The following is a 23,276-nucleotide window of genomic DNA, read 5'->3' as shown; positions in this document are numbered from 1 at the left end:
TTCCAATATATAACAAACTGAAAAGTTAACATAAATAAAGCTTTTCAATGTCATATTCACCACACTCGCGAAGATAGTCGACCGCCGGGGTAAAAAGTAAAGGCCATGCAGAGCGGGCTAAGGTGTTTTGTTTAGCGGTAGCCCGGCCTTGACTATTTACCCGGCTCGCGCTTTTGGTTGCTCAAGCGTTAAATATGACGAGGTCTGTTCAGTAGGCTTGGCTGGTCTGAAATGTAAGTTGAAATGAAGCCTTTAAATTTGTGACGCACTGAGTCACAACTAAAGGAATATAATTAACTGATATCGAAATTATTATGTCAATAGTGAATTTACCCTAATTCTGCGCCATTAATCGTCAATAATTACCCTAATTTTGTGCCAAAATATAGAAATATTTACCCTAATTTTGTAACATGTTTAAGCGGACTATAATTGTAGAATTGGAAAAATGGTTGACTAAAAATGACCGTAAACCTTTGGTAATTAGAGGTGCAAGGCAAGTTGGAAAGACAACAATAATCAACCAATTCGCAAAGCAGTTTGAGCAATACATTTATCTGAACTTGGAATTGGCAAACGATAGATTACCTTTTGAGCAGTTCAGTAACATTGAGGTATTAGTACAAACCTTATTTTTTATAAAAGACAAAGCCCTATCAAAAAAGGGAAAAACCCTTATCTTCATTGATGAAATACAAGAGGTGCCGGAGGCATTGAATATTTTACGCTATTTCTATGAGTCGGAATCTGATATAGCTATAGTTGCAGCGGGTAGTATGCTCGAAACTTTATTTAACAAAAACCTAAGTTTTCCAGTTGGCAGGGTAGAATATAAAGTCTTGCGACCCGCATCATTCCCGGAATTTTTGGATGCCGTTGGCGAAAGTGCTGCGTTAGACTATTTAAAAAATACCCCAGCCCCGCAGTTTACACATACTAAGTTATTGCAACTCTTTCATACTTATGCATTAATCGGTGGAATGCCCGAAATAGTAAATAGTTACAGCATAAGCAAGGATCTAACTGCATTGCAGACTATTTACGAATCTCTCATTGTAGCTTATATAGACGATGTGGAGAAGTATGCCGCAACAAGTTCGCAGGTACAATATATCAGACATGCTATAAGAGCATCGTTTTCACAGGCAGGAAAAAGAATAAAGTTTGAAGGTTTTGGTAACTCATCATACCGCTCTAGGGATATGAGCGAAGCATTGCGTACTTTAGAGAATGCTTTGCTTATACAACTGCTATACCCATCTACAGATACAAAGCTACCATTGCTACCAGACCATAAGAAATCACCACGATTACAAATTCTGGATACCGGTATGCTTAATTACTTTGCGGGTATTCAAAAAGAAATATTAGGCACGGCTGATTTAAATAAAGTATATCAGGGCACAATGATCGAACATCTGGTTGGACAAGAGCTGCTGGCTTCCCAATATAACGCTTTGAGTAGTCTTAACTTTTGGGTTAGGGAAAAAACAACATCTTCGGCCGAAGTGGATTTTGTTTGGCCCTTTGAGGGAAAACTCATTCCAATAGAAGTGAAATCGGGAACAGAAGGGAAACTCAAATCTTTACATTTATACATGGATTTAGTTTCTCATCAAATGGCTATACGCTTTTATGCCGGGGAAATTGCTATTACAGAAGCGGTAACCCCCGAAGGAAAAAAATACCACTTACTTAATTTGCCTTATTACTTGGCATCTCAAACAGACCATTATTTAGAGTGGTTTCAAAACCAAATTGAGAAAAGTTAAAGCATAGCGTTATTTGGTTTTTTGTATTGAGTGACCTGTGAAATAGCGACGGTGTAAAACACTATATAAAGGAAAATCTAACAAAAGAAAGCGTCCTAAGCGATCAAATGGCACCAATCATTGTCCGGCTGCGTCGATTCGGTCAAGTGCCTCTCTAAGCACAGTGGCGACTTTATTGTTGCCACTAAGCAAACTTGATAAAAAAACCTCAGGCATAATAAACCAAGTTGGGTAACCTCTTGAATTGGGTTCGCCGATACATCTGACAGTATTTGACGCTTTTGCAGGATCGGCCCACTCTCGTTGGTTCACATTCCAACGAATGCCGATTCGTTCCTGGCCTTCCCAGGTAACAATTGCCAGCGAATAAACATCGGTCAGGCCGCCATCGTAAAGCAACTGTACATTATCGATGCAATCTCGGGGACTCCATACAGTTGCCGGATCATGGTATATCATTATTTTACGTATTTAAGGCTTTATTGAAAGATCATTAATTTGTCAATTGCAAATACCATTCTTTGATTTCCTCGATTTTTAGCGAAAGATTAGCTTGGTCAAGTTTAATAAAATCAAAGTCTTCCTTAATCATCAGATAGTTCTTTCCATACACGGGTTCTACCAAATATGCTATTTCACCCGTTTCTTTCACCTCATCAATGCGAAAAAGCAACACAGGAATATTAATCATACCATTATTCTGGTATATTTTTATGGATGGTAACTGTTCCCGCATCTTAGGCACAAAGCCATCCCTTGTCTTTACTTCGACAGCAAAACGGATTAATTCGTTTTTACGCAGCTGTACAAAATAATCGAATAATTTTGTTGAAAAACGCTCTACGGCTAAACCATATTCAGATTTTAGTAGGAATATTTTCGCGATCTCCTCAGCGCGCCATTCCTTTATTTTGGTTTTACTTTCCATCAGATGCTATGTGTAAATGAATTTTTATAGGCTTTAATTCCTGATCCCTTCCAAAAAGTTTCTACATCCTTGTATAGTTTTTGCCTGTTAGCCGCATCAAGTTTAAATGTCGTAGGAAACTTACTGATGCGCGCGCTCACAGTGCCGTTAACTGCCACCATGTAAACCTCTTCTTTGTTTATATCAACGGCTGCAACATAGGTAGGGCAACAATATTTATTTAATTCCCGAAGCTTTGGTAATGTTGCTTGTGCAGGTAAAAAGCCATATTTATCAACTCCCTGAATAGTAGATTTAACCTGTACTATAAAAAACATAGTATCCGTTCCATCGCGTAGCTCCACATAAAAATCGGATGAAGGCCATTTCTCGCCGAGCATTACCGGATAAAATATGTAATCCCTGGATATTGCAACCTGAAAGATCGATTCTCCAAGTTCGCCTATTTCGTTTTGTGTTGGCACGGCATTAAGTTTATACCAAAGTTGGTCATAATTATTGATATGGTGCCTTGAAAAAATTGTATATCGGATATAGTTTTTCAAATCCACTCAATACCAGCACTACGATATGGTCATCGCGTAAACGATCATCCTGCGGATTTACATCCATGCCAACAATAAAATATTGGTCAAGATGATAATAATCCTGGTTAACGATATCGAATAAATCCTTAGCTGTTTTGATTTCACTAATACGATAAAAAGGTCTAATTCCCGCAACATCAATAAAATATTCATCACCAAGGCTCTTTACTAAGTTAAAGAACACATGTTGCATTGTTGGATACTGAATCTTTTCGTGAAAAGCCAGTCGATCAATGCGGCTGCCTCCTCCTTTACCTACTGCACACCATACACCCACTGATGACTGGCGAATGATTAGTTGGAGCCTGACATGGTTATTCATGCTTTTTTCCTCGTCGCTTTTCCCGCCTTGTGCGGCTTCTAACGGTGACTTTCCATAATATAACCACATCCCATTAAGTAAAGCGCTGACACGCGCGTTGTGGGCATAGTGAGATACAATATTGCTATCGCGCTTGTGATGGTGCAAATTCCAACCTCTCATCAATACCTCTGGAAAAATGCGATCATGCAGCGCTTTTAGCTTGCGATTAACTAACTGCCTTGCCCGTTTGGCGATGGGATTATCCAGTGCTGCCCGCTCTTCTGAAAACGCATCAAAGTCTTCCTGGCGAAAATAAAAGTCATGATCGTGCTCATAAGGACGTTTAAAATCAGCAAGTCTCTTTTGGTGGGCTTGACTGGCGGCTTCGGAGGGCTTAAATACCCTGCTCTCATAATCAGCGATAAACTTTTCGTCTATGGTTAATGCCATAATCATGTGCTTCTCAAACCAGGCGATCAGCGAAAGGCAATCGGCGTTTTTATCAATTTCCCAAAATAACTCTATGTTGTCATTCCAACCACCATTGGTCAAATTACCTGATCCAATGTAAGCCTTATATTGTCCACCGCGCCGCCATATATAAACCTTAGGGTGAAAGAAAACTTTCTCTATTGAAAATACCTTAAATTCTATTTTACCCGCTTCAGACCAAGCCAGTAGTTGACGTAAAATATTGGGTGGAGTTGGTAGGTCGATACCCGCCATCAAATGGATGGAAGATTTTAAATCTCGAATAAAAGGCAAACCTGATTGGGTGACTAAGCCTGCCGCCAGCCAGATTTCATCCGCCAATAAAAGTTCAGCTCCGATAGTATCAGCTAGAACACTAATATACATATTGTGATAATTCAGGGTCTATGATACAGTTTATTTGAGCGCAATGCAATTTTTTGTTCAATATTTACTCAACAATACAATGGCATAACAAATATAAAATGTTGTTAAACTGTTACATGACAAAAAGCTGCCAATCTTACAGGCGGCTTAAAATGTATAAGCCTTTTTTAAATCGTGACGCAGTGCGTCACAAAATTCCTTATATTTGTGATATAAAGCATAGCGTTTTTGGCTTCTTTCTTATTGAGAGACCTATTCAGAGACCTGTAAAATATCGTTAGTGTAACACACTATATATCAAGCTGTTTCGAGTTAAAAAAAACTCCCTCCGGCTCCACTGAAACAATAAAACCGCCTGTTCAATATACTTGAACAGGCGGTTTTATTTTTATATCAACCAAACTTAAAAAAGTCTATATTAGCTATAATCTTAAACTTTGTTACAAATATGCCCCAATTAACTGATGTACTTGAGTTCTTAGACAACACCGGTAGTGTAATGGTAAAGCGTATTCCGGAATTTGGCCCTGCCGAAATTAAGTGGGGTAGCCAATTAACCGTACGGGAGAGCCAGGAGGTGCTTTTTTTTAAAGATGGCCAGGTAGTAGATGTGTTTACATCTGGTAGATACATGCTCGAAACCCGCAATTTCCCGGTAATTACCAAATGGGTAACCAGTTTTGCCTACGGTCCCGATTCGCCGTTTCGTGCAGAGGTTTATTTCATTAATAAAAAACTTTTTACAAATTTAAAATGGGGTACGCAGGAGCCCATTTTATTTTCTGACCGTGATCTCAAAATGATCCGTTTACGTGCCTTTGGCAACTTTACTATTCAAATAACCGATTCCAGAGCATTTGTTAACCAAATAGTTGGAACCATGGGCATATTCAGCGATAATGACATTGCCGACTATTTAAAAACCGTTATAGTATCAAAACTTGCAGGCGTGATAGGGCGCGAGGCCAAATCTGTTATGGATTTGCCCGCCGTTTACGATACCATGAGTAACGACGTTAAAATCGCATTACAAACCGACTTTCAAAACCTGGGGCTGTCCCTCCACAACCTTTATATTGCTTCCATTTCAGTACCCGAAGAAGTGCAGCAAATGATCGATCAGCGATCAGGCATGTCCGCGTTGGGCAATATGGATGAGTTTATGAAATATAAAATGGCTATGTCTATACAGGATGTTGCCAAAAACCCTAATGGCCAGGCCGGCGAAATTGTTAGCGCCGGTGTTGGGTTGGGCATGGGTTTTATGATGCCAAAAATGGTACAGCAGGCATTTAACTCTACTATTGCGCCAATCTCTGCTGAACAACAATCGCCTATGGATAAGTTAAAAGATTTGAAAAGCCTGTTAGACCTTGGTATAATAAATCAGGCTGAGTTCGATCAAAAAAAAGCGCAACTACTTACTTTAATTTAAATTTGTATTATGAATGCAGAAGACCCTGCTTTGTCGCTTTTTATCGACGCCGTAAAAATGGCTGAAATGAACCGATTTATAGACGCCATCAATAAATTCACTGAAATTACGCATCAGTATCCCGATAATCATTTGGCAGATGATGCCATGTTTAACGCAGGGCTATGCCATTTCCATATAAATTCATTTAATGTAGCCATAAACATGTTCCGGGCGGTAATTGCCAATTACCCCGAAGCTACAGTGTACACATATGGTAATAATAAAGAATTTGGCAAAACCGCTGCAAAATGCCATTATGCAATTATCAACTGCTACCTTGGGCTGGCCCAGCCCGAGAATGCGGCTGATGAGTTGCAAAAATTAAGTAACTATACAGATTCGTACATCGAATCGCCAATTGGCGAAAAAATTGCTTTTTTTGACCTTGCAAAAACGGCTATCGATACGTTTTCAAATTTGCGATAAAAGATGGAAAGCGTTAAATTAAACAAGTGCAGGAATTGCGGTGCCGAATTGCAGCCGGCAAAAGGCACAACATTAGATTGTAATTACTGCGGAAGTACTTATAATATTGATATTGTAAACAATAGTGAAGCTAAAACAACTACCGAAGGTACAGATAACGAACACCGGAATACTGAAGAAAAAGTAATATCAGCCCCAATAACACTACCTAATTACCATGCACCGGTTGATGAAGCATATGACAATAATTATTGGACGTTACCGCCACCCACCCCGGCAAAAATAAAATTTAAACTGTATAAGAAAGCTGTCTTAATCTTCTTTTTACTATGGGTAGGGCTATACTTTTGCCGTATAAATATGCCTGACGGAAAAACTAATCTTAGCCAACATCACAATTTGATATTTAGCCCGATAGGTGGAGATTACTGGTGGGTGAGGTGCGTACTATTATTGGGCGTGCTGCCGTATATAACCGCCTTGTTATTTTATCAGGCCAGGCATAAAACAAAGTAATTTAGTGCCCTGGGTTACTTTAAGTAAAAATAATGCAATTTAAAAAATGCCCCAATTGCGGCGCCGTACCGGAACCCGGACCTGCTTTAGCGGCCAAATGCCTTTACTGCGGTAGTGTTTTCGCACCCACGGCCGACCCACCGCAACCCGGACAGCCAAAACAAAATAACGTAAACGACAGCTCACCGGCAAATGCCCCGACAACACCTGAGCCGGGCGTAAGTGCGGGAAAAGGCTGCGCCTTCATTTTTTTAATAGGTGTAATAATACTGGTAATAATGGCCGAGATACATAAAGAAACCGGCTGGCTTCCATTTAGGCCTAACGCTGCGGATAGCGATAGTATTTCTGTCGACTCTACTTCCATATCTATGCTCGCAGATGCTACCCCGATCCTGAAACAAAAACATATAAAAAGGAAAAATCCGGATAAAGAAGTAGTAATTAGGCAAAGCCGGGTTCGTACTACAAAAAATTTAACCATAATATCTCTAACCGTCCAAAATAAAACTATTACTAAAAATTACATAGCCCATATCTATTTTAGCTTTCGCTTATACGATAAAAATGGAAAGGTGCTAAAAACAGGAGATTCTAACTTAAGAGAAACCGATGCCGGAATAGCCGGAGGAGAAACCAAAACCTGGGAATGGGGTTTAGCGAACCGCTTGCCAAGGGCAAAAAAAATCAAGATTAAATTTAAGAAAGTTGAGTTTGGCGATACTGTTTGGGATTACTAATCCATGTTGAAGTGCGACTACAAATTATGTTTATACGATAGTTCATCCATCCTACAACCGACGGTTAACAGGCTTATAAATAACAAAAGCCCGGCTTAGCCAGGCTTTTGTTGTTTGTTTATTTAGCTAAATGTTACTTTACCGGCGCTAAAACACCGTTAAGCCCATTTACAATTCCGTTGGCGCCAATAAGGTCATATAAAATTACCTGGGCGGTATTACCTGCGGCGTTGGCCAGTTGCAGCTTTTTATCAGCCGTTACCGATAAGGTAAGCGTTTGCCCGTCTAAAGTAGTTAATGTGGCTTTACCTTTACCTGCGTTTAAGGCTTTAATTATATCGGCTTTGCCATATTTACCGGTAACTACATGGCCCTTTAATATTGTGGCCAGTTTAGCCGGGTCTTTCATTAAACTATCCAGCTTTGCAGGGGGCAGGTTACTAAAAGCAACATTGTTAGGTGCAAAAATAGTATATGGGCCACCTGTTTTCAAGGTAGAATCGAGTCCTGCGGCTTTTACTGCGCTTAAGGCAGTGCTATAATCTGCATTGCTGGATAAAGCGCCTACTACATCACTCGCCCCTTCGGTTGTTGTGGTAGTAGTAGTGGTGGTAGTTGTTTTTTGGGCTGTGTCTTTAGTTGTTACTTGTGCGAATACGCGGCTGGCAGTAAAGTTTAAAAAGACAAAAGCGCCAACCATTAAAAGGGATTTTTTCATGCTAATCATGTTTGTAATTCAATTTATTATTTGGTTAAATGCGTAATTGTCTGTCTATAGCGTATTGGTTTGTAAGTGATCAGCTGCCAATTATAACGTCAAAAAAAGAAAAATTGTTTAAAAAGCAAAAAAACGTTGTACACAGTAATGTTATATTCCTGTGCAAATAGTTAATAATTAAACATTTGCATGATTTAAACCCGAAAGTATTTTTTTTGTTACCTGCCGGTTTGCGCGAAACCCCAATTGGCAATAGCTTCCATTACCGGTGTAAGGCTTTCGCCAACACTGCTTAGCGCGTATGTTACAAAAGGCGGCACTACCGGTTCGGCCGTGCGAGTCACCAGATCGTCTGCCTGCAACTGTTTCAGGTGTTGTATCAGCATTTTTTCGGTAATGGTTGGGATGGCCCTTCTTAATTCGTTATAGCGTTTTGGGCCGCTCATTAGCTGGTACAGGATAATGGGTTTCCAATGCCCGCCTATTTTATTCATTACATAACTAACAGGGCATGCGTTGATAGACATTTCCTTGTTTTCGTTCCGTGTCGAACTTTCTTTGATGGCAGTCATGGATACATACTTTAGGGTAAGTACTTGTATAAAAGTAAGTACAAATATACCTTTGTCATCTACAAAAACAAAAAATAATTATCATGAAAATTACATTAACAGGCTCATTGGGCAACATAAGCAAACCGCTGACAACTAAATTAGTACAAGCCGGACATACCGTAACCTTAATTAGCAGTAGCGCGGATAAAACCGCAGATATCGAAAAACTTGGCGCTATCCCGGCAATCGGTTCGGTTGATGATGTCGATTTCCTCACCAACACCTTTAAAAGTGCCGATGCCATCTATACCATGGTACCCAACAATTTTGGCGCAGAAAATTACCGGGAGTACATTGGCGGTATTGGTAAAAACTATGCCGAGGCTATAAAAGCGTCCGGCGTAACAAAAGTGGTGAACCTAAGCAGCATCGGCGCGCACATTGATGGCGATACCGGCCCTATTTCGGGCATCCACGATGTAGAAAAAGCTTACGAAACGCTAAATGGTGTTGCCATTAAACACCTGCGCCCGGCATTTTTTTACACCAATTTATTAGCCAATATTGATATGATAAAGCACCTGGGCTTCATTGGCGCTAATTATGGCGAGGATGCACGGCTGGTTTTGGTACACCCCAACGATATAGCCGATGTGGCCGCCGAAGAATTGCAAAGCGATTTTACAGGCGCCAGCGTACGGTACATTTCATCAGACGACCGCACCACTAACGAGGTAGCATCTGTTTTGGGCAATGCTATTGGTAAGCCCGACCTGAAATGGGTAGACTTTACCGACGAACAAGCCTTGCAGGGCATGCTACAGGCAGGCCTGCCGCCAGAGATAGCCCGCAACTATGTAGAAATGGGCTCGGCAGTACGCAAGGGGATCTTGTTTGAAGATTACGATCAGCACAAACCTTCCTTTGCTGGAAAAACAAAGCTTGAAGACTTTGCGGTTGATTTTGCAAAAGCGTTTAACGCATAATGTTTACGGGTACAAAAAAGCCCCGACCTGTTTGCAGGCCGGGGCTTTTTATATTATTGTAGTTACAACTTACTATCCGGTTGAAAATCTAACGAAACCGAGTTCATGCAAAACCTTTTGTAGGTTGGCGCAGGGCCATCATCAAATATATGCCCCAGGTGCGATTGGCAACGCGCGCAGATCACCTCGGTGCGCTCCATTCCCAAAGAGTTATCAACTTTATATATCACACTATTTTTGCGCACAGGCTGGTAAAAGCTTGGCCAGCCGCAATCGCTGGCAAATTTAGCGTCAGACTGAAACAACTTGTTGCCGCAAACAGCACAATAATAAGTACCCTTGGCGCTTTTATTCCAAAACTGGCCGGTAAAAGGGCGCTCGGTTGCCTGTTCGCGGGCTGTGGCGTACAAATCGGCCGGTAATATCTTCTTCCACTGTGCATCGGTTACCTTTAACGGGGTGGTATCGGTATTTGAATAATATGGATTATTCTGGTGTCTCCTTGCCCCTTTTAAATGCTGTGCAAACGTGCAGGTGCAGCATAAAAATAATATGGCGGTTATATAAATGGCTTTCATTTTTTAGTTCTTCAGTTTGTTTTTAAATACTTTTCTAAACTTCTCTAATTCGGGCTGTATCACATACCTGCAATACTGGTTGTTGCTTTTATTAAGGTTATAAAAATTCTGGTGGTAATTTTCGGCCTTGTAAAAAGCAGTATACGGGGCTACCTGGGTAACAATTTTACTTTTGTAGGCCTTCTCGGCATTCAGTTTACCAATGTAATATTGCGCTTTTTGCTTTTGGGCCGCGTTATGGTAAAATATAGCAGAGCGATACTGCGTGCCTATATCATTACCCTGGCGATTAAGCTGTGTAGGGTCGTGCGCTACAAAAAATGCAGCCAGCAGTTCGTCGTAGCTTATCTGCGCGGGGTCGTAAACAATGTTACAAGCTTCGGCATGGCCGGTGTTACCGGTGCAAACTTCCTCGTAGGTAGGGTTGGCAACCTTGCCCCCGCTAAAGCCCGAAACCACGTTTACAACACCTTTAAGCTGCTGAAACTTTGCTTCGGTACACCAGAAACAACCGGTGGCAAAGGTAGCGGTATCCAATTTAGCTTTGTTAGCGGTCGGGTTATTATTGGCCGATGCTGTAAAAGAGGCAAAACCTGTTGCCAGCAATAAAATTATTTGGAACGTTATTTTTTTCATATTCAGTTTAAACAGCATTTATGTGCTTGCTATATATAAACGTAAAAACTTGCGGCGTGTATTTTTAAATCGGCACAAAATACACAATGTGATGCGTGGCTGACAAACAGCCGCAAACTTACATCCGCTAAAAACAATTCATTGTCATTTTATGTATAAATAGTACGTTAAACGTAACTAAAAGCGTATCAATTAATTAATAATGCCATTTAATCAATAATTAAAGGTACATTTGTCACTATTTAAATCAATATAATGCAACAAGGAACAGTAAAATTTTTTAACGAAGAAAAGGGTTTTGGATTCATCACCCCAAGTAACGGTGGCAAAGAAGTGTTTGTTCACTCATCAGGTTTAGTTGATCGCATCCGCGAAAACGATACTGTACAGTATGAAGTAGAAGAAGGCAAAAAAGGCCCTAACGCGGTAAAAGTTAAAGTAGCTTAATACACTATAATTAATGATCGTGAAGCATCCGTTAACCACACGGATGCTTTTATTTTTTTTCCGGGCCATTCAAAACGCCCGTCCCCCGCTCTTTTAAAGTTTAGTAAATTGTTTAATTGCCGGCATTGCAGCCGCATTATTCCCATTAAATGAGACAACTTAAAATAAGTCAATCCATTACCAACCGCGAGACCCAATCGCTTGATAAATACTTAACAGAGATCGGTAAAGTAGACCTCATCACCGCCCAGGAAGAAGTTATCCTGGCACAAAAAATACGCGAAGGCGACCAGGCAGCATTAGAGCGCCTTACAAAGGCCAACCTTCGTTTTGTAGTATCTGTAGCAAAACAATATCAAAACCAGGGTATTACCCTTGGCGACTTAATTAACGAAGGCAATTTAGGCCTGATTAAAGCCGCCCGCCGTTTTGACGAAACCAAAGGTTTTAAATTTATATCATACGCCGTTTGGTGGATCCGCCAGTCTATCATATCTGCCATATCAGACCAATCGCGTTCGGTACGTTTGCCATTGAACCAAATAGGCACACTAAGCAAGATCCGCAAAACACAATCGAAGCTTGAGCAGGAATTTGAGCGCGAAGCTACCCCCGAAGAACTGGCCGAGTGCCTGGAAACTACGGTTGAAAAGATCGCCGACTCGTTACGTAACTCGGGCCGCCAGGTATCTATCGATGCGCCTTTTCAACAGGGCGAAGAAGGTACCCTGCTGGATGTAATGCACAACGACGACCCTACTACCGACAGCATGCTGATCCACGATTCGCTTGCTACCGAGCTTAACCGTTCGCTATCCAAATTAGGCGAGCGCGACCGCGAAGTACTTGTATTATTTTACGGCCTGGGCAACAACAACACCCACACCTTAGAAGAAATAGGCGAAAAATTTGTACTAACCCGCGAAAGGGTGCGCCAGATAAAAGACAAAGCGCTGCAACGTATAAAACAATCATCGCGTAGCGGTGCCCTGCAATCCTATTTGTAGTAGCATTGCTCCGGCATCAATATTAAAACCGCTTTTAACATGTTTAAAGCGGTTTTTTTGTGGAGCCCCACCCAAACCCTCCCCGAAGGAGAGGGGTTAAAAACAATATTCATATTAAGTGATTAAAGTCTCCCCTACCGGGGGAGATTTAGAGGGGGGCTTGCTCATCAGCGCTATGTAAAATTCAATATTTTCAATAGTGTATAATGTACACTTTACGTACATTTACATCGTCATTTATAACGGTGACGAAAAAAACATACAGAAATGAGCGATCTTTCTAACCCGGCCCCTACCGACCTTCGGCCTGTAGGGACTAAAAAAATTGTGGTTATAGGGGGAGGTTTTGCCGGTGTAAACTTTGCACAAAACGTGGCAAAAAACAAAAATTACCAGGTTACCCTGGTCGATAAAAACAACTACAATTATTTCCCTCCACTGCTTTACCAGGTATCAACCAGTTTCCTGGAACCATCAAGCATCAGTTATCCTTTCCGCAAATTGTTTCGTAAGGATAATATCCGCTTTAGGATGGGCGAACCCGTAAAAGTTGATCCTGGCACCCAAACCGTTTATTTAAAAGATGGCGAGCTGAATTACGATTACCTGGTGTTTGCATCAGGTGCCAAAACAAACTTTTTTGGCAACAAAAACATCGAACAAAACGCCATCCCGATGAAAACGATTGACGATGGCCTGCGTATGCGTAACGCCATGCTGCAAACGCTTGAGCGCGCAACCATCACCAAAGACCCTGCCGAGCGCAAAAAACTTTTAACCATAGTAGTTGCCGGTGGCGGCCCAACAGGTGTTGAAGTATCGGGCATGTTGGCCGAGATGAAGAACTACATCTTTAAAAAAGATTATCCCGAACTGGCTAAGCAGCCCGGCGCTATTTATATTATAGATGGCAGCCCTAACCTGCTGGGCGCCATGAGCGAAAAAACGCACAAAGAAGCCTACAAGGTGCTCACTAAACTTGGCGTAAAAATAAAGCTGAACCTGCACGTGAACGATTTTGCAGACGGCAGGGTAACCTTATCAAATGATGAAGTTATTGAAGCCGGAACGCTGATATGGGCGGCAGGCATTACTGCCAATACCTTTGAAGGCATCCCTGTAACCAGCCTGGGCGTTGGCCGCCGTATGATAACCGACGGGCATAACAAAGTGCAGGGCATGGATAATATTTATGCTATAGGCGATGCCAGTATCCAGACGACAGACGAAGCTTACCCAAAAGGCCACCCGCAGATAGCACAGGTTGCCATACAACAGGGACGTACCCTGGCAAGCAACTTTATCGCCATGGCTAAAGGCGAACCTTTAAAAGCCTTTAAATATTTTGATAAGGGGGATATGGCCATCATAGGCCGTAACAGCGCCGTGGTTGACCTGTTTAAGCATAAGGTACACTTTGGCGGTATCATCGCGCTGTTTATGTGGTTATTTATCCACCTGATATCGCTGGTTAATTACCGTAACAAACTGCGCACGCTTTATAACTGGGCTGTTGCCTACTTAAGCCGCGACCAATCTTTCAGGATGATATTTAAATCGGGCGAGTAAGATAATATCAATCAGCCTTAACCCGGTTTATACCGTTATTTATACCGGCTTTTATCATATCGCCGTAGCCATCGGCAGGTAAAAACGGCGCGAAATTAAGCGCCATCAGGTAGTTATCGTGTGCTTTGGGATGATCCTCCAGATCTTCGTAGCATTTGGCCACATTAAGGTAAAGCGAAGGGTAGATGCTTTTTATTTCATCAGTAGCTATGTTTAGCGCTAAGTTCAACGCTGTCTCGTCCCACATCAGTTTATCGGCAATGGTTGGCTGATGCCGGGCAATGTAGTGCGCGGCAGTAAACTTTTCTGTATCGTTTGCGGCCGCATCCCATGCTTGTTTAAACGATGCCAATGCTTCGGCAGGTTTGCCCTCGCCTTCTAACATCATGCCCTCGGCACATAATTTATTGACCTGATTTTCCGGATCGAATTGCATATTGCTAAGCTTATTAAACGGCCGATTTTACTTTTTGCTTCAAATGATCTGCCAGCCTGATGGTAAGCGCCACCAATGTCAGCGTTGGGTTTGGCGCTGCCGCCGTAGCATAGCACGATGCGCCGGCCATATACAAGTTGCTTATTCCGTGCACTTTGCAGTTGGCATCAACCACCCCATTTTTAGGGTTGGCTGCCATGCGGGTTGTGCCCATGTGGTGCCAGCCGCCACCGGTAAATGCAGGCCAGGTGTTATCGCTTTCGTCCTGCAGATAGTCTAACAGCCGCACCCTGCCTTCGGCGCTGATACCAACCTGTTCGCCAATAATTTTGTAGATACCGCGCAGGCTGTGTTTCTCCAGCGGTGTAAGTTCCCAGTGCAGTATAGCGCGTGGTACACCCAGGGCATCCTTGTCGGTATCTAAAGTAACACGGCTATTTGGGTTTGGCGCCTGTTCTACCCGCGTAAATAGCTGGAAAGCTTTGTATCCCTCCTTCTTTTTACCATCCTGCCCCAACTGGTCAAATTTGGCCATGTTCTTTTTGGTTTGGGCGGTATCGGCCGTCCAGATATCGATAAAGGCAGGCTGCTTGCGGGCTATATCCAATGGCGTAAATGATGCCGTTCCGTTCAATATCTTATGTTTGCGTTGCATTTCCTCACTGATGGCCAACTCTGCCCGGGCTTTGGTAATCTCCCATTCCCAGTGGTAAAGCTTCAGCGCATCAGGCTTGGTGAGCCAGATCTCGGCCGATTTTATTTCCAGGTGCTCCATAAAGTAGCGGCCCACGTTATCGTTCTGGTTACCCAGGCCTTTAGGGGCTTGCTTGTTGGAGGCCAGCAGCAAACGGGCGTTCTGGATAGAGCAGCAGGCAATAATGAACTGCTTTGCCCTAACGGTATGCTGTTTACCCGCAAGGTTCTTCACGGTTACCTCTTTAATGGCCGACGCATTCTCGTTCGCCGTAATATCGGTTACGTTGGCATAAGTATACAGGTGGATATTGGGGGCTTTTACAATGGTATCGCGGTATTTGGTGCCGAAGCGCGTTGGCGGACTAAACTGCCACATTTTATTGTAAACAGTTTTTTCATCAAGGGTTAATCCTTTCAAGTCCGGGTTTTTATCCTGCCAGTATTTGGCGCTGTACTCGTAAGGGCCAAGGTCCAGGTTTTTGTGGGCGCGGGCATAGTATTCGTCAAGGTCTTCGCGCTTTATGGGCCATCCGCTGTGCGGCACCCAATCGCGCTCCTCGAAATCTATCGGGTCGAACGTAGAGCAAAAGCCCGACCAGTGCCCGGTTGTACCACCAAAGTAATGCAGCCGTGCCGATTCCAGCGGGTAGTACCGCTGCCCGGTGGTTTTGCCCTTGTACAGGTCCTGCATCTGCGCTTCGTACTCAAAGCCGCCGCCTTCCAGTAAAATAACCTTGTAGGGCGTGTTCAGCCACTCCAGCGCCATGCTAATGCCTGCGGCGCCTGATCCTACAATGCATATATCGCCTTCTATCAGGCTATTGTTCTCAATATTTCTCGCGTCGGTATGCATGGGCCGGTTATGGTTTAATGATTGAAAAAAGAGCGCATTGGCGGGCTTCGGTCACTGCCATTACCCAGCCTTTTACCACTACGGTATTACCGGCCTTAAAATCGGCGGTTACCTGCTTATCCAGCCGGGCCTGGATCTCGTCGATGCTCAGCGAGGCCTTATCCGCATCGCTTAAAAGCAGCACCGATAGTTTTTGCTGATCGTCTTCGGCCTTGTGTGTTTTGCGATAATCCACCCCTGCTTCGCGGATACCTTTTACATCAGCCAAATGCGAAAACAATAAAGGTTGCGCAATGGCTTTTTCCTTCGGGTTGGTGCTGCAGCTTTCGGCAAAGGGCAGGGAAAGCGCCAATGCGGTAAAGGCAGATAACTTAACAAACGACCTTCTTTCCATATCAGTTTTTTACGGTTTCCAGTTTCATGGCACTTAATCCCTTTTCTTTTACCAGTTCGGTATAATTAGTGAGGCTGAATTTTTTATTTACCAAAGCTTTAAACTCGGGCGATAGCAGCATATTCAGCTCTGTTTGGCGGTGCAGGCTGGTTAGCGGTTTGCCTGCTTTGGTATTCATCATGCTGCTATTCATATCAAAAAGGGCATTCATTTCGGGATTCATCAGGGCAACGTGTATTACCACCAGGTTTGGCCTTGCCGGGTTCAGCTTATTGGTAACGTACGACAGGAAGGCCGCCTTTTTTGTAGCCACAGGCTCGCCCCACATTTCTTTATAAGTTTCGCCCAGGTAAACAACCTCGCTCAGGGTTGATATGGCCAGTTTATATTTATGGGCAAGTTTCTCCGTCAAAGCGCGCAAAGCTGGTGTCGACAAGGCAATGCCCATGTGCGGATCTATGTAGGTGATTTTTAAGCCCGATGCCAGTGCCCGTTCTATTTGGGCGGATAACTCTTTCTCCACTTCTTCTATCTTATACCCGCTTTTTGCGAATGCCCCGGTAGACTGCGGAAAATAACCCACGCCATCAACCAGACTTGGTACAGCTTCGCGACCGGTTACAGGTCCCCAGCGGTAGTTTTTCCATTCGGATGTTAGGGTTAGATGCACACCCACGCTTACCTGCGGGTTTTTCTTCAGTATCTCTACCGCCTCCTGGTACCAGGGGCAGGCAAACTGCACCGAAGCCGAAAAAGGCATGCCTGTATTGGCCATTTTTTGCATAGCCATATTTACAGAATGGTTCATGCCTATATCGTCAAGCCGCAGCATCAGCTTTGGCAGTTGTTTGGTTTGCTGCGCGGATGCCGTTTGTAACAAAACAAGGCTTGTTATAAGGCAGAATAGTAATTTTATATTTTTCATATATATGTTAATCTGTTATACTTTAAGGAAGGCTTTTTTCCTGTACATAAAATAAAGGAACATCCATTTAACCATGATAAAGCAAATAGCCATTACCACTATATTGTATGGCTGGCCAACCCATTCTCCCAGCCAGCCAAAAAAACCGTTGGTGGCAAAGTTCCAGCTGATGAATTTGCCCGAGATGTATATCAGGATGGAGTTCATACCTATCACCTTAAAAAAGAATGCCCACGATTTGTAGCCGAGCACATCTATCACGTAATAGAACAGCGCCAGCAGCAGCAGGCTTAAGCCGCCTACTTCCATCACAAACGAGCTTGTCCACAGGTTTTTATTGATCGGAAAATCGAGGTTCCAAACCTGGGCTATTATTAAAAACACTACGCCAACTATGGCCAGCAGCGCGGCTTTGCGCCCCTTATGCTGATGCCCGGTCTTAAGTAATGTACCTGCCAATATGCCCAGTAAACCAGTGCTAATAGCGGGGATGGTAGAAAATAACCCTTCGGGATCGTGGATGCCTAAATACAGTTTGCCGGGTAGTATCAGCCTGTCCATATACGATGCAAAGTTGCCTTCCATCGTAAGGTTGCCGGCGGCAAATCCCGGTGCCGCTGTGAATTTAAGCAGCAGCCAATAACCGATGATAAATGCCCAAAACCAGGCTATTTGCCATTTGCGGTTGGCGTATAGGTAAATAATATTGGCAAACATATAAGCGATACCAATGCGCCCCAGTACCGATGCAAAGCGGATCTCGTCGAATGATTTCAAAGTTTTTAAACCATTGTTCACCAACAGGCCCAACAATACCAAAATGGCGGCGCGCTTAATAACACGTAGCACCAGTTGCGGCCGGGTAGCACCCTTTTCCAGTTCGCGGCCTATAGAGTATGGGGTGGCCACACCTGCCAGGAACAGGAATAGTGGGAAAATCAGGTCATATAAATGAAATCCGTTCCAATCGGGATGGGTAAACTGGTTTGCTATTGTTCCCCAAAACGGTGAGCCTGTGGCTTTAGCCAGCGTATGAAAGATCTCTTCGCCCCCCAATATCCAAAACATATCAAAACCCCGCAGGGCATCTAACGAGTAAAGGCGTTCGTAGGTAAAAGGCGATGTGTTAACATCAGTAGCATCGGCAGTGCCGGCGGCTTTTTTTGCTGTCATGATGATGATAATAAAGGTTTAAAAAACCGGTACTGGCCACCGGTAATGGTTTCAGGAAATTTCCATTTAAATATAGAATACTTTTTAAATAATTTGAAGAAGTATTATTCAACATCAACCTATTGTATTAAGTATGTTACCAAAACGTTTATAAATAATCTTTCTACTTACCCAAACAGCGGTACATAAAAATGCGGGATTTACGGTATATGGATTAAACACCCCTTTTGTCACTTTTAATATATCATTTGCAATGTACCACTTTGGCTTCCCCCCGGTTTTGGCGCATGCATTTGACACCTATCCCTATTGATATGTATAAAAGTAAAAACCAGTTTACAATGCGGGCCCTGTGCAGGTTTTTGATTGTTTTGTTATTGCTATCCCCCATCAGGATATTGGCGCAATCGCCGCATATCGACAGCCTGAACGCCGAGCTTAAAAAATATCCCGACAATTTGATGCTGCGCCTGAAACTGGCCAAGGCACAATTAGATGGCGGCAATATAGATACCGCCCAGTTATTATATGCCGAGGTAGCCGCCGCTGCTGATAAACAAAACAATGCCGTTGATTTTATTGAGGCACACATTAATATAGGCCGGATATATGCCGATAAGGGCGAAAACGTAAAAGCATTTGGCAGTTATGAGCTGGCGTTGAAAAAAGCCGATAAAACAAACGATAAAGACCTTACCGCGCATATATATAAGCACATTGGCGCCCTTTACATCAGCTGGAAAAAATTTAACGAAGCGCTTGGCTATTATGATAAAGCTGAAGCACTTGCACGCCAGGTGAACAATGAAGAACTGGTTGCCGACTGCCAAAACAACAAGGGGACCGTTTACGAACAGCAGCTTAAATACGATAAGGCCATTAGCGCCTACAAAAGCGCGTTGGCGGTTTATACCAAACAGCATAATACGGCCAAGATCTCGATGGCGTTAAGTAACGTGGCTATCGTATATAAGTTCCAAAAAAACTACGGCTCATCGCTTGAGTATAATTTAAAGGCGTTGGCCTTATCAGAAAAAACAGGCGATAAATGGATGATGGCCGCTACCTATAACAATATTGGCAACCTGTACGGCGAAATGGGCGAGTACAAGAACGCGCTTGCCTATTGCAACAAAAGCATCGCGATAGCAAAAAAAATAAACGCCATTGAAATTGTAGAAGCTGCCTACGAAAGCATGGCCGATGCCGCCGCCAAAGCCGGGGATTATAAAGATGCCTTTAATTACCATAAACTGTATGCTACCACAAAAGATAAATTCATTAATGTGGAAAGCACCAAACAGCTGTCGGAACTGAACGTGAAATTTGAGACCGAACGCAGGCAAAAACTGATACAGCAGCAGCAATTTGAAATTAGCAGGCGCAACACTACCATCATTGTTATCGCGGCTTTATTTGCGGGTGTTATTATTATCGGGCTGCAATCGTACCGCAGTTACCGGTTAAAACAAAGGCATGTGTTACAGGCAGCGATATTAAACCAGCAGGATATAGCTACTAAAGGCATTATACAGGCCGAAGAAAAAGAGCGCAAACGCATAGCGGCCGACCTGCACGATGGCGTAGGCCAGCTGTTTTCGGCGGTGCGTATGAACCTGAGCAGCCTGATGGAACGCGTGGTTTTAACCAATACTGACGAGCAGGCGCTGGCCGAAAAAACCCTTGCCATGGTTGACGAAAGCTGCAAGGAGGTACGTACCATAGCGCACCAGATGATGCCGAACATTTTGCTGAAGATAGGCCTGGCATCGGCAATAAAAGATTTTGTGAATAAGATAGATTCGCACCACCTGAAGGTAAACCTTGAAGCCTACGGACTTGATGAGCGTTTAGACAATAACGTGGAGATTGTGCTTTACCGCGTGGTGCAGGAATGCGTTAACAACGTAATAAAACACTCCAGGGCAAGCCGCCTGGATATAAACCTTACGCGCGAAACCGACAATATATCAGTCACCATCGAAGACAACGGCATCGGCTTTAACACCGCCGATAAAATGAAGTTCGAGGGTATAGGCCTGAAGAATATCATTACCCGCGTTGCCTATTTAAAAGGCACGGTAGATATCTCGTCCGACCAGAACAAGGGTACGCTGGTTGCCATTTATATCCCGCTTACTGCTTAAATTTAAAATAGCTTTTGGCGTTGTAATAGCAGATATCCTGGATGATCTTGCCTGTCCATTCTATATCGTTTGGCAACTCGCCGTTTTCAATATCCTGGGCAAACAGGTTGCAAAGGATGCGCCTGAAATACTCGTGGCGGGGGAACGACAGGAAACTGCGCGAATCGGTAAGCATACCGATGAAACGACTAAGCAGGCCCATGTTCGATAGGGCGTTCAGCTGTTTGGTCATGCCGTCCTTTTGATCCAGGAACCACCAGGCCGAGCCAAACTGCACCTTGCCCGCTACCGAGCCGTCGTTAAAATTACCTACCATTGCTGCCATCATTTCGTTATCGGCCGGGTTTAAGTTGTAAACGATGGTTTTGGCAAGGCGGTCGTCCTTATCCAGCTTGTTTAAAAACTTAGAGAGCGGCCTGGCCTGGCTAAAATCGCCGATGGAATCAAAGCCTGTATCGGGACCAAGCTGGCTGAGCAGGCGGCTATTGTTATTGCGTATAGCGCCCAAATGAAATTGCTGCACCCAATCCTTCTCCTGGTTCCAAACCGCGAAGTTATACAGCATAGCCGATTTAAATTTTATCTTTTCGGTATTGGTCACCTTTTTCTCCGCGCGTACTTTATCGAAGATCTCGCGGATCTCTTCATCGGTATATTCTTCGGCGTAAACGTGTTCAAGGCCGTGGTCGGCTACGGTACAGCCATTGGCGGCAAAGTAATGATGGCGGTTTTTAAGCGCGTACAAATAATCGTCAAACTTATTGATGCCGGTGTTCGATACCTCTTCCAGTTTAGTGATATATGCATTTAAGCCTGCAATATCCTCTATGTGCATGGCCTTATCAGGCCTGAACGCCGGAAACATTTTCACCGGGCCGCCATCCTTTTTATATTGCTCGTGGTGGCTAAGGTCATCCAGCGGGTCGTCGGTAGTGCATATTACCTCTACATTCATTTTTTCGAGAAGGCCGTGTACCGAGTATGCGGGGCTTTGCAGTTTTTCGGTGCAATCGTCATAAATAAAATCGGCCGTGCCGGGCATCAGGCGCGATGTAATGCCAAAATAACGCTGAAGCTCCAGGTGTGTCCAATGGTACAGCGGGTTGCGTAAGGTATAAGGCACAGTTGCAGCCCATTGCTCAAACTTCTCGTTATCGGGTTTATTGCCGGTTATGTAGGCCTCGTTTACGCCATTTGCCCGCATAGCGCGCCATTTATAGTGGTCGCCGTTGAGCCAGGCGTGTGTTAGGTTGTTAAAATTGATATTGCCCGCAATTTGCCCGGGCGGTAAATGGCAGTGGTAATCTATAATGGGGAGATTCTTCGCATGATCGTGATACAATTCGCGGGCGGTATCAGAATGCAGCAAAAAATCCTCATCTAAAAAGCTTTTCATAACAGGTTATTAGAAAAGGCAATGTATTAAACATTTTTGATACATGTTAAGCACAATTGCGCAAACGTTTTAGTTGTTAAAAGTACTTCTACCTAAATTTCCAACGCTTCAAATATCTCTGCTATCGAAAATTTAGCGCCGCATACATACTCGTCGGCAGCGCCATAGTATATGGTAATGGTATCGCCATCAACTACATGGCCGTTGGTGAAAACCACGTGGCCAAAAAAGCCGGTGGTTTCATAAGCCTCGGTAGGTTCCATAATGGGTTCGGTGGTGCGGGCCAGCACGATGGAAGGGTCGTTAAGATCCAGCAAAACCGCGCCTAAACAGTAACGGTGCTCTTTGGTGGCGCCGTGGTAAATTTCCAGCCAGCCTTTTTCGGTTTTTATGGGTGCCGCGCCTGCGCCAACACGGGCGCTGTCCCACATGCCCGGCCGGGTTTTAACAATACATTTATGGTTGCCCCAGTGGTCGCCATCGGGCGATTGGGCTATCCAGATATAGTTGCCGCCAATATCTACACTGCTGGGCCGGTGCAGGGCATAATACAATCCGTTTATTTTCTCTTCAAAAATGGCGACGTCCTTGTTATGCGGTGGCAATATCATCCCATGCGATTGAAAGGCTTTCCAATCGGTTGTGGTACGCATGCCCACGCCCACCCCGCTATCAGATACGGCGGTAAAAGTTAAATAATACGTTCCTTGCAAACAGGTAACCCGGCAATCTTCAATCCCGAAGGTTTGCAGCGGGCCGCTGCCAAATAATTTATTATAATCCTCCGGCTCGGTAAAATGCACGCCATCATCGCTGTTAAGCAGGCGCAGGTGCGATAAGGTGGTGAGGTAATCTACCCCCTTATACCTTACTACCCTGGCATCGGTAGCTATCAGGTCGGCATCATCCAGGGCAATTTCCATGATCTGCGTATCGCCGGTTGCGGTCAGTATCGGGAAGGATACATGTACCTCGCTTTGCTGCGGGCGCTCGGCAACCCTCACCAATAGCCATATCTTGCCATCAAACCTAAAAACACCGGGGTTTAATAAACAGGCTATATGCAGGCCTTCGCTGGTGGCTTTAAGGTCTTTTGGCGCCAATAAGGGGTTTTGCGGGAAACGTTTTGCAATATCTGCCATAAATAGTTGTT

26 protein-coding genes are annotated in these 23,276 nt (G+C 43.8%); 10 read left to right on the top strand and 16 right to left on the bottom strand.

Going from position 1 to position 23,276, the window contains the following annotated elements:
• Positions 1-413: 413 nt before the first annotated feature.
• Positions 414-1,772: an ATP-binding protein gene (locus EWM62_RS05245; protein ID WP_129875606.1), complete on the top strand. Its 1,359-nt coding sequence runs from the start codon at positions 414-416 to the stop codon at positions 1,770-1,772.
• A 117-nt stretch (positions 1,773-1,889) separates the two neighbouring features.
• On the opposite strand, the gene EWM62_RS05240 is transcribed toward EWM62_RS05245, so the two are convergent.
• From EWM62_RS05240 to EWM62_RS05225, 4 genes are read right to left on the bottom strand one after another with little or no spacing between them, the layout of a single operon-like run.
• Positions 1,890-2,231, bottom strand: a complete 342-nt coding sequence (locus EWM62_RS05240; protein WP_129875605.1) for a hypothetical protein — start codon at positions 2,229-2,231, stop codon at positions 1,890-1,892.
• Positions 2,232-2,265: 34 nt separating this feature from the next.
• Positions 2,266-2,700: a hypothetical protein gene (locus EWM62_RS05235; RefSeq protein WP_129875604.1), complete on the bottom strand. Its 435-nt coding sequence runs from the start codon at positions 2,698-2,700 to the stop codon at positions 2,266-2,268.
• Positions 2,700-3,245: a DUF4365 domain-containing protein gene (locus EWM62_RS05230; protein ID WP_129875603.1), complete on the bottom strand. Its 546-nt coding sequence runs from the start codon at positions 3,243-3,245 to the stop codon at positions 2,700-2,702. The genes EWM62_RS05235 and EWM62_RS05230 overlap by 1 nt, the downstream gene beginning before the upstream one ends.
• Positions 3,196-4,449, bottom strand: a complete 1,254-nt coding sequence (locus EWM62_RS05225) for a phospholipase D family protein (protein WP_129875602.1) — start codon at positions 4,447-4,449, stop codon at positions 3,196-3,198. The genes EWM62_RS05230 and EWM62_RS05225 overlap by 50 nt, the downstream gene beginning before the upstream one ends.
• 448 nt (positions 4,450-4,897) lie before the next feature.
• On the opposite strand from EWM62_RS05225, the gene EWM62_RS05220 reads away from it, so the two are divergent.
• From EWM62_RS05220 to EWM62_RS05210, 3 genes are read left to right on the top strand one after another with little or no spacing between them, the layout of a single operon-like run.
• The gene (locus EWM62_RS05220) at positions 4,898-5,884 is read left to right on the top strand and encodes an SPFH domain-containing protein (protein WP_129875979.1); all 987 of its coding nucleotides are present in this window, start codon (positions 4,898-4,900) and stop codon (positions 5,882-5,884) included.
• Positions 5,885-5,893: 9 nt separating this feature from the next.
• The gene (locus tag EWM62_RS05215; RefSeq protein WP_129875601.1) at positions 5,894-6,352 is read left to right on the top strand and encodes a tetratricopeptide repeat protein; all 459 of its coding nucleotides are present in this window, start codon (positions 5,894-5,896) and stop codon (positions 6,350-6,352) included.
• A 3-nt stretch (positions 6,353-6,355) separates the two neighbouring features.
• Positions 6,356-6,868: a hypothetical protein gene (locus EWM62_RS05210; protein WP_129875600.1), complete on the top strand. Its 513-nt coding sequence runs from the start codon at positions 6,356-6,358 to the stop codon at positions 6,866-6,868.
• 103 nt (positions 6,869-6,971) lie between these two features.
• Here the strand turns inward: EWM62_RS05210 and EWM62_RS05205 are convergent, their stop codons facing one another.
• A complete protein-coding gene (locus EWM62_RS05205) occupies positions 6,972-7,235 on the bottom strand; it encodes a hypothetical protein (protein ID WP_129875599.1) in 264 nt (87 codons plus the stop codon).
• Between the two features lie 4 nt (positions 7,236-7,239).
• On the opposite strand from EWM62_RS05205, the gene EWM62_RS05200 reads away from it, so the two are divergent.
• Positions 7,240-7,608, top strand: a complete 369-nt coding sequence (locus EWM62_RS05200; RefSeq protein WP_129875598.1) for a hypothetical protein — start codon at positions 7,240-7,242, stop codon at positions 7,606-7,608.
• Positions 7,609-7,741: 133 nt separating this feature from the next.
• Here EWM62_RS05200 and EWM62_RS05195 read toward each other — a convergent pair whose 3' ends face one another.
• Both EWM62_RS05195 and EWM62_RS05190 read right to left on the bottom strand, forming a co-directional pair.
• The gene (locus EWM62_RS05195; protein ID WP_162499782.1) at positions 7,742-8,326 is read right to left on the bottom strand and encodes a fasciclin domain-containing protein; all 585 of its coding nucleotides are present in this window, start codon (positions 8,324-8,326) and stop codon (positions 7,742-7,744) included.
• A 218-nt stretch (positions 8,327-8,544) separates the two neighbouring features.
• Entirely contained in the window at positions 8,545-8,898 is a 354-nt protein-coding gene (locus tag EWM62_RS05190) for a winged helix-turn-helix transcriptional regulator (RefSeq protein ID WP_129875596.1), read from the bottom strand.
• 83 nt (positions 8,899-8,981) lie between these two features.
• On the opposite strand from EWM62_RS05190, the gene EWM62_RS05185 reads away from it, so the two are divergent.
• Positions 8,982-9,866, top strand: a complete 885-nt coding sequence (locus EWM62_RS05185) for an NAD(P)H-binding protein (RefSeq protein ID WP_129875595.1) — start codon at positions 8,982-8,984, stop codon at positions 9,864-9,866.
• A 62-nt stretch (positions 9,867-9,928) separates the two neighbouring features.
• Here EWM62_RS05185 and msrB read toward each other — a convergent pair whose 3' ends face one another.
• Positions 9,929-10,444, bottom strand: coding sequence for a peptide-methionine (R)-S-oxide reductase MsrB (gene msrB / locus EWM62_RS05180; protein ID WP_129875594.1), 516 nt, complete (start codon positions 10,442-10,444; stop codon positions 9,929-9,931).
• A 3-nt stretch (positions 10,445-10,447) separates the two neighbouring features.
• On the bottom strand, positions 10,448-11,080 hold the full coding sequence (gene msrA, locus EWM62_RS05175; RefSeq protein ID WP_129875593.1) for a peptide-methionine (S)-S-oxide reductase MsrA: 633 nt from the start codon (positions 11,078-11,080) through the stop codon (positions 10,448-10,450).
• Between the two features lie 255 nt (positions 11,081-11,335).
• Here msrA and EWM62_RS05170 point away from each other — a divergent pair, with 255 nt between their 5' ends.
• The 3 genes from EWM62_RS05170 to EWM62_RS05160 all read left to right on the top strand — a co-directional run bounded on the left by EWM62_RS05170 (position 11,336) and on the right by EWM62_RS05160 (position 14,103).
• Positions 11,336-11,527, top strand: a complete 192-nt coding sequence (locus EWM62_RS05170) for a cold-shock protein (RefSeq protein ID WP_129875592.1) — start codon at positions 11,336-11,338, stop codon at positions 11,525-11,527.
• Positions 11,528-11,676: 149 nt separating this feature from the next.
• A complete protein-coding gene (locus EWM62_RS05165) occupies positions 11,677-12,534 on the top strand; it encodes a sigma-70 family RNA polymerase sigma factor (protein ID WP_129875591.1) in 858 nt (285 codons plus the stop codon).
• A gap of 267 nt (positions 12,535-12,801) precedes the next feature.
• Positions 12,802-14,103 (top strand): NAD(P)/FAD-dependent oxidoreductase, encoded by a 1,302-nt coding sequence (locus tag EWM62_RS05160; RefSeq protein ID WP_129875590.1) that lies wholly within the window; start codon positions 12,802-12,804, stop codon positions 14,101-14,103.
• Between the two features lie 7 nt (positions 14,104-14,110).
• On the opposite strand, the gene EWM62_RS05155 is transcribed toward EWM62_RS05160, so the two are convergent.
• The 5 genes from EWM62_RS05155 to EWM62_RS05135 form a co-directional block, all read right to left on the bottom strand.
• Entirely contained in the window at positions 14,111-14,491 is a 381-nt protein-coding gene (locus tag EWM62_RS05155; protein ID WP_203234992.1) for a hypothetical protein, read from the bottom strand.
• Positions 14,492-14,552: 61 nt separating this feature from the next.
• Complete coding sequence (locus EWM62_RS05150) at positions 14,553-16,088, bottom strand: FAD-dependent oxidoreductase (RefSeq protein WP_129875588.1); 1,536 nt, start codon at positions 16,086-16,088, stop codon at positions 14,553-14,555.
• A 7-nt stretch (positions 16,089-16,095) separates the two neighbouring features.
• Positions 16,096-16,482, bottom strand: a complete 387-nt coding sequence (locus EWM62_RS05145; protein WP_129875587.1) for a hypothetical protein — start codon at positions 16,480-16,482, stop codon at positions 16,096-16,098.
• 1 nt (position 16,483) lies between these two features.
• Positions 16,484-17,407: a ChbG/HpnK family deacetylase gene (locus EWM62_RS05140; RefSeq protein ID WP_129875586.1), complete on the bottom strand. Its 924-nt coding sequence runs from the start codon at positions 17,405-17,407 to the stop codon at positions 16,484-16,486.
• A gap of 15 nt (positions 17,408-17,422) precedes the next feature.
• Complete coding sequence (locus EWM62_RS05135) at positions 17,423-18,580, bottom strand: acyltransferase family protein (protein ID WP_129875585.1); 1,158 nt, start codon at positions 18,578-18,580, stop codon at positions 17,423-17,425.
• A gap of 314 nt (positions 18,581-18,894) precedes the next feature.
• Here EWM62_RS05135 and EWM62_RS05130 point away from each other — a divergent pair, with 314 nt between their 5' ends.
• Entirely contained in the window at positions 18,895-20,727 is a 1,833-nt protein-coding gene (locus EWM62_RS05130) for a tetratricopeptide repeat-containing sensor histidine kinase (protein WP_162499781.1), read from the top strand.
• Here the strand turns inward: EWM62_RS05130 and uxaC are convergent.
• Complete coding sequence (gene uxaC / locus EWM62_RS05125; protein WP_129875583.1) at positions 20,717-22,123, bottom strand: glucuronate isomerase; 1,407 nt, start codon at positions 22,121-22,123, stop codon at positions 20,717-20,719. The two genes, EWM62_RS05130 and uxaC, sit on opposite strands and share 11 nt — an antisense overlap.
• A gap of 92 nt (positions 22,124-22,215) precedes the next feature.
• Positions 22,216-23,265, bottom strand: a complete 1,050-nt coding sequence (locus tag EWM62_RS05120) for a glycoside hydrolase family 130 protein (RefSeq protein WP_129875582.1) — start codon at positions 23,263-23,265, stop codon at positions 22,216-22,218.
• Between the last annotated feature and the right edge of the window lie 11 nt (positions 23,266-23,276).

The sequence above is a fragment of the Mucilaginibacter terrigena genome, assembly GCF_004168255.1.
GTDB classification, from domain to species: domain Bacteria; phylum Bacteroidota; class Bacteroidia; order Sphingobacteriales; family Sphingobacteriaceae; genus Mucilaginibacter; species Mucilaginibacter terrigena.
This window is presented reverse-complemented; position numbering and strand designations above follow the sequence as displayed.

Bases quoted from the DNA above. Each gene is read 5' to 3' on its own strand.
- msrA (WP_129875593.1), bottom strand. From the start codon at position 11,080: ATGAAAAAAATAACGTTCCAAATAATTTTATTGCTGGCAACAGGTTTT.
- EWM62_RS05235 (WP_129875604.1), bottom strand. From the start codon at position 2,700: ATGGAAAGTAAAACCAAAATAAAGGAATGGCGCGCTGAGGAGATCGCG.
- EWM62_RS05225 (WP_129875602.1), bottom strand. From the start codon at position 4,449: ATGTATATTAGTGTTCTAGCTGATACTATCGGAGCTGAACTTTTATTG.
- EWM62_RS05215 (WP_129875601.1), top strand. From the start codon at position 5,894: ATGAATGCAGAAGACCCTGCTTTGTCGCTTTTTATCGACGCCGTAAAA.
- EWM62_RS05135 (WP_129875585.1), bottom strand. From the start codon at position 18,580: ATGACAGCAAAAAAAGCCGCCGGCACTGCCGATGCTACTGATGTTAAC.
- EWM62_RS05240 (WP_129875605.1), bottom strand. From the start codon at position 2,231: ATGATATACCATGATCCGGCAACTGTATGGAGTCCCCGAGATTGCATC.
- EWM62_RS05245 (WP_129875606.1), top strand. From the start codon at position 414: ATGTTTAAGCGGACTATAATTGTAGAATTGGAAAAATGGTTGACTAAA.
- EWM62_RS05170 (WP_129875592.1), top strand. From the start codon at position 11,336: ATGCAACAAGGAACAGTAAAATTTTTTAACGAAGAAAAGGGTTTTGGA.
- EWM62_RS05200 (WP_129875598.1), top strand. From the start codon at position 7,240: ATGCTCGCAGATGCTACCCCGATCCTGAAACAAAAACATATAAAAAGG.
- EWM62_RS05210 (WP_129875600.1), top strand. From the start codon at position 6,356: ATGGAAAGCGTTAAATTAAACAAGTGCAGGAATTGCGGTGCCGAATTG.
- EWM62_RS05160 (WP_129875590.1), top strand. From the start codon at position 12,802: ATGAGCGATCTTTCTAACCCGGCCCCTACCGACCTTCGGCCTGTAGGG.
- uxaC (WP_129875583.1), bottom strand. From the start codon at position 22,123: ATGAAAAGCTTTTTAGATGAGGATTTTTTGCTGCATTCTGATACCGCC.
- EWM62_RS05130 (WP_162499781.1), top strand. From the start codon at position 18,895: ATGTATAAAAGTAAAAACCAGTTTACAATGCGGGCCCTGTGCAGGTTT.
- EWM62_RS05165 (WP_129875591.1), top strand. From the start codon at position 11,677: ATGAGACAACTTAAAATAAGTCAATCCATTACCAACCGCGAGACCCAA.
- EWM62_RS05150 (WP_129875588.1), bottom strand. From the start codon at position 16,088: ATGCATACCGACGCGAGAAATATTGAGAACAATAGCCTGATAGAAGGC.
- EWM62_RS05140 (WP_129875586.1), bottom strand. From the start codon at position 17,407: ATGAAAAATATAAAATTACTATTCTGCCTTATAACAAGCCTTGTTTTG.
- EWM62_RS05145 (WP_129875587.1), bottom strand. From the start codon at position 16,482: ATGGAAAGAAGGTCGTTTGTTAAGTTATCTGCCTTTACCGCATTGGCG.
- EWM62_RS05185 (WP_129875595.1), top strand. From the start codon at position 8,982: ATGAAAATTACATTAACAGGCTCATTGGGCAACATAAGCAAACCGCTG.
- EWM62_RS05195 (WP_162499782.1), bottom strand. From the start codon at position 8,326: ATGAAAAAATCCCTTTTAATGGTTGGCGCTTTTGTCTTTTTAAACTTT.
- EWM62_RS05120 (WP_129875582.1), bottom strand. From the start codon at position 23,265: ATGGCAGATATTGCAAAACGTTTCCCGCAAAACCCCTTATTGGCGCCA.
- EWM62_RS05155 (WP_203234992.1), bottom strand. From the start codon at position 14,491: ATGATGTTAGAAGGCGAGGGCAAACCTGCCGAAGCATTGGCATCGTTT.
- EWM62_RS05190 (WP_129875596.1), bottom strand. From the start codon at position 8,898: ATGACTGCCATCAAAGAAAGTTCGACACGGAACGAAAACAAGGAAATG.
- EWM62_RS05205 (WP_129875599.1), bottom strand. From the start codon at position 7,235: ATGGAAGTAGAGTCGACAGAAATACTATCGCTATCCGCAGCGTTAGGC.
- EWM62_RS05220 (WP_129875979.1), top strand. From the start codon at position 4,898: ATGCCCCAATTAACTGATGTACTTGAGTTCTTAGACAACACCGGTAGT.
- msrB (WP_129875594.1), bottom strand. From the start codon at position 10,444: ATGAAAGCCATTTATATAACCGCCATATTATTTTTATGCTGCACCTGC.